This is a genomic window from Bacteroides sp. AM16-24 (assembly GCF_003471885.1).
GTDB lineage: Bacteria > Bacteroidota > Bacteroidia > Bacteroidales > Bacteroidaceae > Bacteroides.
Window position 1 is genome coordinate 83,701 of sequence record NZ_QRKI01000022.1, and the last position, 8,423, is coordinate 92,123.

At 39.1% G+C, this 8,423-nt stretch carries 6 protein-coding genes and 1 pseudogene; 5 read left to right on the forward strand and 2 right to left on the reverse strand.

Features of this window, described 5'->3' with window-relative positions; genetic code table 11:
• The first annotated feature begins 237 nt into the window (after nucleotides 1–237).
• The 5 genes from DW182_RS19875 to DW182_RS19895 all read left to right on the forward strand — a co-directional run bounded on the left by DW182_RS19875 (nucleotide 238) and on the right by DW182_RS19895 (nucleotide 5,621).
• Nucleotides 238–1,491: a site-specific integrase gene (locus DW182_RS19875; RefSeq protein WP_032846095.1), complete on the forward strand. Its 1,254-nt coding sequence runs from the start codon at nucleotides 238–240 to the stop codon at nucleotides 1,489–1,491.
• 273 nt (nucleotides 1,492–1,764) lie between these two features.
• Nucleotides 1,765–3,153, forward strand: coding sequence for an SMEK domain-containing protein (locus DW182_RS19880; protein WP_042994498.1), 1,389 nt, complete (start codon nucleotides 1,765–1,767; stop codon nucleotides 3,151–3,153).
• Nucleotides 3,143–4,552: a hypothetical protein gene (locus DW182_RS19885; protein ID WP_016268111.1), complete on the forward strand. Its 1,410-nt coding sequence runs from the start codon at nucleotides 3,143–3,145 to the stop codon at nucleotides 4,550–4,552. The genes DW182_RS19880 and DW182_RS19885 overlap by 11 nt, the downstream gene beginning before the upstream one ends.
• Nucleotides 4,553–4,989: 437 nt before the next feature.
• Nucleotides 4,990–5,286 carry a DNA-binding protein gene (locus tag DW182_RS19890; RefSeq protein ID WP_032844857.1) on the forward strand — a complete coding sequence of 99 codons (297 nt, stop codon included), beginning with the start codon at nucleotides 4,990–4,992 and terminating at the stop codon, nucleotides 5,284–5,286.
• Nucleotides 5,287–5,291: 5 nt separating this feature from the next.
• Nucleotides 5,292–5,621: a hypothetical protein gene (locus DW182_RS19895; RefSeq protein ID WP_011965447.1), complete on the forward strand. Its 330-nt coding sequence runs from the start codon at nucleotides 5,292–5,294 to the stop codon at nucleotides 5,619–5,621.
• Between the two features lie 162 nt (nucleotides 5,622–5,783).
• Here DW182_RS19895 and DW182_RS19900 read toward each other — a convergent pair whose 3' ends face one another.
• Entirely contained in the window at nucleotides 5,784–6,806 is a 1,023-nt protein-coding gene (locus DW182_RS19900; protein ID WP_032844858.1) for a hypothetical protein, read from the reverse strand.
• A gap of 81 nt (nucleotides 6,807–6,887) precedes the next feature.
• Nucleotides 6,888–8,423, reverse strand: a pseudogene (locus DW182_RS19905) (DNA methylase); the annotation flags it as partial.

The following is an 8,423-nucleotide window of genomic DNA, read 5'->3' on the forward strand; positions in this document are numbered from 1 at the left end:
GAAAGAATTGCAAAATAAAGAAAATCCCTGTAAATTAATACTTTATGGGGATTTTTTGTTTTTGGTGCATAGCAAAAATAAGCATATCAAAGCATTCTTTCGGTGTACTATTCGGTGTACCTGTTTGCCTTCAATGTCAGGTACACCTATTAAGTAAATAATTCATTGTTTATCAGTGTTTTGCATCTTGACTTGTTGCTCTTGGAAATTTAGTTTTGTGATTAAAAAACAAGTAAGATGGAAAGAACAACATTTTGTCTATTGTTCTACATTCGTAGGACGAAATTGAATCGGAACGGTGAGGCTCCGATAATGATGAGAATTACAGTGAATGGAGTGCGAGTTGATGCTTCAGTGAAGAAAACAATTCTTCCGGAATTCTGGAGTGCGGCAAAAGGAAAGGCCCTGGAAAAGAAGCGTGAGTACAAGGAACTGAATCTGTATCTTGACTCTATCCGTTTGAGGATAATGAAAATTCAGCGTGAACTGGAAATAGAAGGTGTAGCGGTTTTTGCCGGCAGTGTCTTGGACCGTTTTCTGGGTAAGGATGCCCCCGTACAGCGTACCCTGTTTGAGGCTTTCCGTGAACATAATGATAAATGCGCCCAATTGTCCGGTACGGACATGGCGCCTGCAACCGTGCAGCGTTATGAGACATCCTTGAAGCATACCCGGGATTTTGTTTGGGAGACATATCATAAGAAAGATGTTCTTTTGGATGAAGTTTCCCGCCAGTTTATTGAGGATTACGAGTTTTGGCTTAAGACAGAGAAAAAGTGTTGTCATAACACTGCCACCAAATATTTGAAGAATTTTAAGAAGATTATCCGTATTGCTTTGGCTAAGGGATGGATGAAGAACGATCCGTTTTTAGAAATTAGATTCTCATTGGATAAGGTGGAACCGGACTTTTTGGAAGATTCAGAAATCCAGAAGCTGATATCGAAGGAAATTGATATTCCACGATTAAGTCAGGTACGGGATATTTTTGTGTTCTGTTGCTTCACCGGTTTGGCTTTCTCGGATATTCATGGTTTGAGAAAGGAACATATCGTGGAGGACTCGAACGGTGTCAGGTGGATACGCAAGGGAAGACAGAAGACCAAAATCATGTGTAATATTCCATTGATGGAAATACCATTGAAGATTTTGGAAAAGTATTCCACCAATGAATATTGTAAGAAACATGGTGTGCTTTTTCCGGTACTTTGCAATCAAAAAATGAACGCCTACCTTAAGGAACTTGCTGATATTTGCGGTATAAAGAAAACATTGACCACCCATACAGCGCGCCATACTTTTGCCACTTTTGCCCTGGCCAATGGTGTCTCGATAGAGAGTGTTGCTAAGATGTTGGGGCATACCAATGTCCAGATGACCCGTCATTATGCACGTGTGCTGGATCGTACAGTGATACGTGAGATGTCACAGATAAAGATGGATTTTCATTTTCCATTTAATAAGGACGACAGTTCTGTTATTGTTGAATAAGATCTTTTTCTATGTAAATAGACTGATTGAATATAGAAGAGCATGTTAAAGATTCTTTTTAGATGTAATATGGCTCTTTTTTATTTAATTGAATTTGTTTGGACTCATATAAAGCAGTTTCCCTAATTTCTCTACTACTTTATTTTATAAATGATGTATTAAATTATTGATAAGGCGATATTCTGATATCTAATTTTATTCATAATAATTTAAGAGAAAGTTTATAGAAATATTTTTTTTGTGTACCTTTGAAAATATGTAAAATGTAATTGTATGCATAGAAAAGAAAAAATAGAAAAAATAGCAGAATTATTTGCAAGATTTAGAACTGAGGTCGAAAGTTTAAATAGTCTAAATTTGTATGATATCAATGTTCATGCAGAAAATGTGATTATTCCTATTTTAAATTTGGTTTATGGAGTAAATTTAGTTAATATAAATAATAAAGTGAGGAATTCTGCTGCTATAGATCTAGTGGATACAGAAAATAGAATAGCGGTTCAAGTTACATCTACTGCTACTGGGGACAAAGTCAAACATACAATAAATGAATTTGTAAAAGGGAAACGTTGCGAGGATTATGATAGATTACTTATATATATCATAACAGAGAAGCAGAAAAAGTATTCAGATGCTATTTTCTCTGTAGCTTATGATAATGAATTAGAATTTTCGGAAAAAGATATTTTAGATTATAGCGATATTCTTAAAGAAGTAAACTCTTTAATTAGTATTGCTAAAATAGATTCTTTATTACAATTATTGAAAAATGAGTTTTGTGAAGAGGAAATAAGTAAACGAAGATATCTATTAGAACATAGAGAGATAATAAAAACAGAAGTGCTATTTCCGAATATACTTGAAGTAAATATCCCTTCAAAAGTATATGTAGGCATAATTGGGGTAGATCGGGATGATATAATTACGCAATCTTGGAGTACTCCCAATAAACTTAGAAAGAGTGCATCTATGGGTAAGGTGTTAAGTAAGGCGTTTGAACTATTGAAAATCACATATTGCAGAGATTGGTTTACTTTTGAAGATAAAATTTTATCATTTAGGCCCTTGGATAATCGGGATGAACCTTTAAATAAGTTAGTGGAAATTGGTACGGTTGAAGAGTATTCTGTAAATGAATTTGTCAATGTTAGTTTCAAGTACGAAGAAGCACTGCTTCATCTTATAAATCGTTCTATAGAAGAGTTGGCTTCATACAAGAATATCCAGTGGTTGCCAAAAGAAAAATACTTTAGATTTAAGCCTATAGGGGTACCTAGGGAACGAAAAATTACGTGGAAAAATAAAAAAATGGCAACGCGTTCTGTTATTGCTGAAGTTTGGAATAGCGAAAAGAAGCAAATTTTATATTTTAGGCAACTCTCATTTAAAATTCAATCTTTTAGATCAAATGAAAAATGGTTTATAAGTATAACTCCAGGATGGAGTTTTACTTATGATGGATATCATAGCTGTAAACAAGAAAGTCAATTAATTGCTCAGAAAAAAAACTTGGAAAGTAATTCTTCTGTTTACCAACATTTTATGTTTTTGTCATACTGTCTTACAAATAAATTAGAAGATAATGAAGCTGAATATAAGTATATATCATTTTCTTCTCCTTTTAATTTAACACTTAATTATACTCCATTGTATGGAAATTAAATTACTAGATGAACCTTTATTACAGTTTGGTAAGGGGGAATATGTTTGTCCTCGGACAGGTATATATAAGTATAATGTATCAGATATTAATGATATAAGACCTGATAAAATAGTTGTTGGGTTTATAGGATTGAGTGAAAGTATTAATATTGCTATTAGCTGGATTAAAAAATGTGGTAATCATATTGAAGCAAAAAAGAGTAAGCAACCTAATCTTTTTACTAATTTTCCAGGATTTAATGAAACAATCGGATTTCATAGCAAAATTGTATATGATGAATCGTATATACGTAAAATTAATAATTCGACCCTTGACAGAATTAAAAAAGAAGCTAATGATATTGATCAGCTAATTCTTAAGACAGTGGAGCTTTATTTGTCAGAAATACATTTTCTTGCAAACAATAAGAAGCCAGATGTTATTTTATGTGTATTGGATGAATCTTTGACAAAAATAATATATGGGACTAAAACTTTTGAAATAGATGATGATTTTGGAGAGGAGGATTCTGTGGAAGTTGAGTTTAATTTTAGGAGATTGCTAAAAGCCAAAGCTATGGAATATAATATCCCAATTCAAATAATAAGAGATAGAATAGCTAAACCTTCTTCTGAGATGCAAGATGAAGCAAGTATAGCTTGGAACTTTTATACTGCCTTATATTATAAGGCAGGAGGTATTCCTTGGTCTTTAAAAAAGGAAACTAATAATATAACTTGTTTTGCAGGAATAAGTTTTTATCGTACCCGTGATAAGAAAACTATTCAGACCAGTGTTGCACAGATTTTTAATGAACACGGTAATGGAGTAATATTAAGAGGGACCCCTGTAAAAGAGGATAAAAAGGATAGGCAACCTCATTTGACGGAGGAACAAGCATATAATCTTTTAAAGGAATCCTTGAGTGAATATTATAATGCAATAAAAATCTTTCCTCAAAGGCTTGTTATTCATAAGAGTTCGAATTATTCCGAAGAAGAAATTGATGGTTTTAAAAGGGTTGCTTATGATATGAATATTAATTCAATAGATTTAGTAACTATCATGCCAACAAGTTTTAGATTATATAGAGATAATGATTATCCTCCATTAAGAGGAACAATGTTTAGTCTTGATAGATGCCGTCATTTTTTATATACTAGAGGATATGTTGAGTATTATGGGACGTATCCAGGTAAATATATTCCTAATCCTATAGAAGTAAGGCTTTTTTCTTTTGATGAATCTCCTGAACAAATATGTAGAGAAATATTATCTCTTACAAAAATGAATTGGAATAACACTCAATTTGATAGAAAATTTCCGATTACAATTGATTGTAGTCGGAATGTTGGAGAAATATTGAAATATGTGTCGCCGGAACAAAAACCTCAAATTAAGTATAGTTTTTATATGTAGAAATTGTTGTTACGCTTAGAAACTCTAGTTTCCTTTAACGAAACAATGTATTTTGATATAACTCTCTGAAGATAAAGTAAATATAGAGAGTTTAAAAGATGCAGGTAACGATTTGGTGATGGAAGTCCTGCTTCGGGTTACACTGCTTTGCATAGTTTCAAATAACTCATATACAAATGTAGGCAATATTTGGAATATAGCAAAATATACTGCCATTTATTTTCGTATAAATCTGATTATTAACACATTAATAATTTAAGGCATAACTTATTGATGCCTACTTGTTATAGAATAGCCGGGGACAGTACCTCCCGGCTATTTTTTTGTCCCAAATTGGCGTTTTCTGTCTTTTTTTGACGGTTGCTCAACGGTTGAGTAACCAATGGCCTTATAATATCTCCGTAATATTGCACCATAAACATAAAAATAAGGTCATTATGAATAACAGAAGAACTGTATCGGGTGGACAGACAACCCACATGCTTAGTGCCATACTCGCCAAAGTTACCAACATTGAAAAGTTATTGGCTCCTGCCGTACATAATTTGCCGGACAGCGAGATACTGGATTCAAAAGGTGTGCGCCTGCTTACCAAGATGTCGGACAGGACACTTTTAAGACGACGCAATGACGGGACACTCCCCTTTCATAGAGACAAGGGAAAGATATATTACCGCCGTTCGGACGTACTCCGTGCCATGTTGCTGGAAAAAGAAGAACACTCTAAAAAATAAGCGTTATGAAGAAGATGATTAAAATTGAAAGCGGTTCATTCGCTGCACTCGTGAGAAGTTATAAGAAGTCATTGAACATGCTGGCCGTCCTGCAACATATCTGTCAGGAAAATGACGTGGCGCTTTCCATGCTGCCCGATGAAGTCTGCGAACTGATAAATCTCGATCCGGCAGAGATTGAGAAACAGCGTTTGAGCGGACGGTTGCGTTTTGCGGAAGAAGAGAACGGGACAAAGCACTATTCGATTGTGGATATTATCAACCTGAAAGATTCGATTGACTGGAAGGTAATCAACAAGCAGGTGGAAAGCCTTTCCTTCGAGGAAGAGGAATGATGTAATTTACGGCTGACAGACAAGGGCACGGTGGGCAAGGTCGGATTTATCCGGGTGCCGGCCGTGCCTTTGTCCTTTCCTGAGAAGCGGCTCTTTGCTGTAACCTGCGGAAGTGGAGCCTGCGTAGCTTCCGCAGGTTACAGCAATGTGCCGCAGGAAACATTAGGATATTTTTTTCAGTTCCCTTGCCGGGTTTGCGATTTCCATAGACGGTACATGTTTTGCCTGCCGTGGTAAATCCGGAGTCACGTCACTGCCACTGACAAGACTCTGTTCTTCCGCTCCCGTTTCTTTACCTTCTACATTTTCATGCCGTCCTACCGGTTTAAGGGTAAGCTGTATCTTCCGGTTCAATGTGGCAAGCTCTTCACCCAACTTTTTGATTTCTCCCTCTTTGGGCCATGTGGCTGCCACTATTTCCTGCAAGACCGGAATATCTTTTGACAACTCCGCATTTTCCTTTTCCCGTTTCTCAATCATGCCGGGAATACGTTCCAGCGCATTGATGAAATACATTACGGCCAGTTTGGGGTCTTTGGCTATGTAGCCGTTGTGATAGGTATATTTGATGCCGTCCAGTCCCTCGACCATGAATTTGTTATGCAAGGCTTGCGTGTCTCCGTCACAAGTCTTTTCGGTACGGACAAGGATACGAAAATCGAACAGGGTTCCGATTTTCATGTAATCGTCCTCCGTCCGGGCTTTCTGATTGATTATGGCAAGCCGGTTACCGAGTATCTCGATATTGTCCGAGTCCACACCGTCCAGTTTCAGGGGATTGGGACGAAGCCCGGTTTCCGCATCTACCGGAGCCACTTTATTGAGGTATTCCCAATCTCTGGTAAAGCGTCCGATAAAAATGTTGTTCTTCTCTATTCCGGCGGTCTTTTCATTCAGCTTTCCTTTCGCGTTCCCTTTATTGCGGTGATACGCCTGCCTTTCGCTTTCGAGGACTGCCAGTTTCTTGTCCAGTTTTGCCTTTTCCAACAAATCATCATTGCCTGAAAGAATAGCCACGTATTCACTGAAATTGCCTCCGCCGTTTTCGTCTATCGCCCCTTCGTCAATGGTACGGGCGGCCAGATTGCGGCTTTTAAGCTGGTTGATGAACACCTGCTTGTTTTGCAGCAGATTGAACTTGTAACTGTCCAGAGACTTTTCCACCGCATAGATGTAACAGTCCACCTTGTTATCGGCATATTGCTTGGCGATGATATTGCCCTTTCTTACCGCCCGTCCGTTACGCTGCTCCAGGTCGGACGGCCTTCAGGGTATGTCCAGATGATGGATGGCCACGGCACGCTCCTGCGCATTGACTCCCGTTCCCAGTTTCTGTGTGGAGCCGAAGAGGAAACGGATGCGCCCGGAGTTCATATCCTTGAACAGTTCCTTGCGTGCGTTGTCGCTGTTTGCTTCCTGAATGAACTTTATCTGCTTTTCCGGAATATTATGGTCTTCCACGAGTTTGCGCCTTATCTCACTGTAGATGTTCCACTGGTCGGGTTTATAGGTACTCAAGTCTGAAAAAATGAACTGTGTGCCTTTCTGGTCGAGATATTTATAGTAATATTCCGCAATCTTGGCTGCGCAATGGGACGCCTTGTTTCCCGGATTATCGCCGTATTCAGGGTCTATCAGCCGCATGTCAAGCGACATCTTGTTCGAGTAGTTGGTGGCGATCAGCATCTGTGCCTTTTCTTCCGCCTTGGACAAAGGTTCCCTGTCTATGTAGGTCGCATCCCCGGTTTCAGCGAACTTTATCAGTTTCTGAATGAAAATCTCCTGCTGGGGAGTGGGCGGTATGTGATAGAGTTGCTCGTTGAGTTCCGGCCTGTCAACCCCTACGTCTTCAGCCGTTTTGTAATCGGTTATCTCCGCATAAAAATTGGCGAGTTCCGGCACTTTGATAAAATAACGGAAACGCTCTTTCTGTACGACCTGGTTGGTCACGGAAAATTCAAAGTCCGTGCTTTTCTTCGCATAGACGGCCGCCCAACCGTCAAAACAGGTGATCCCCTGCCGCTCCATTTCCTTCGGACGGAGATATTTGAAAAGAAGATAGAGTTCCGTCAGGCTGTTGGAAATGGTCGTACCGGACAGGAAAGTGGCCCCCAAATCCCTGCCTGTGCGCTCCTGTATGGTACGGATGGCGAAAAGCATGTTCATGGCCTTCGTGCTTCCTTCGGGGTTGCCCAGACCGGAAACTCTTGCATGGCGTGTATTGAACATCAAGTTTTTGAAATTGTGCGATTCGTCAACGAAGAGGTGGTCGATGCCCATTTGCCTGAAATCGGTCACGTCATCCGTCCTGTCTTTTATATCCTGTTCCAGCTTTTCAAGTTTGGCCTCAAGGTTTTCCTTTCTTTTTTCCAGCCCCTTCTTTATCCAGCCGCTCACTTCATTGCCCTGCTGCTCGAATACTGCGAGATTTTCTTCGATGCTGTCTATTTCCTGCGTATATATTTCCTGCTGTATTTCGGGGGACTGGGGTATTTTCCCGAATTGGTCGTGTGTCAGGATGATACAGTCCCAGTTATTATTTTTGATGTCATGGAATATTCCGACACGCTTCTCCGGTGTAAAGTCCTCCTTGCCCGGATACAGTACCTTGGCATTCGGATAGGCCCTCTTGAACGTGTCGGCTATGTCATGCACATTGCTTTTGAGTCCGATAATCATCGGCTTGTTCGCCAGTCCGAGACGTTTCATCTCAAAGGCGGCCACGCACATGATAAGGGTTTTGCCCGTACCACAGGCTAAGCGCAAAGCGCCTTGCCGTCCTTTCGGACGGTAGGTTTCTAA

Coding starts and splice junctions, on each gene's coding strand:
- DW182_RS19880 (WP_042994498.1), top strand. CDS start 1,765: ATGCATAGAAAAGAAAAAATAGAAAAAATAGCAGAATTATTTGCAAGA.
- DW182_RS19895 (WP_011965447.1), top strand. CDS start 5,292: ATGAAGAAGATGATTAAAATTGAAAGCGGTTCATTCGCTGCACTCGTG.
- DW182_RS19875 (WP_032846095.1), top strand. CDS start 238: ATGGAAAGAACAACATTTTGTCTATTGTTCTACATTCGTAGGACGAAA.
- DW182_RS19890 (WP_032844857.1), top strand. CDS start 4,990: ATGAATAACAGAAGAACTGTATCGGGTGGACAGACAACCCACATGCTT.
- DW182_RS19885 (WP_016268111.1), top strand. CDS start 3,143: ATGGAAATTAAATTACTAGATGAACCTTTATTACAGTTTGGTAAGGGG.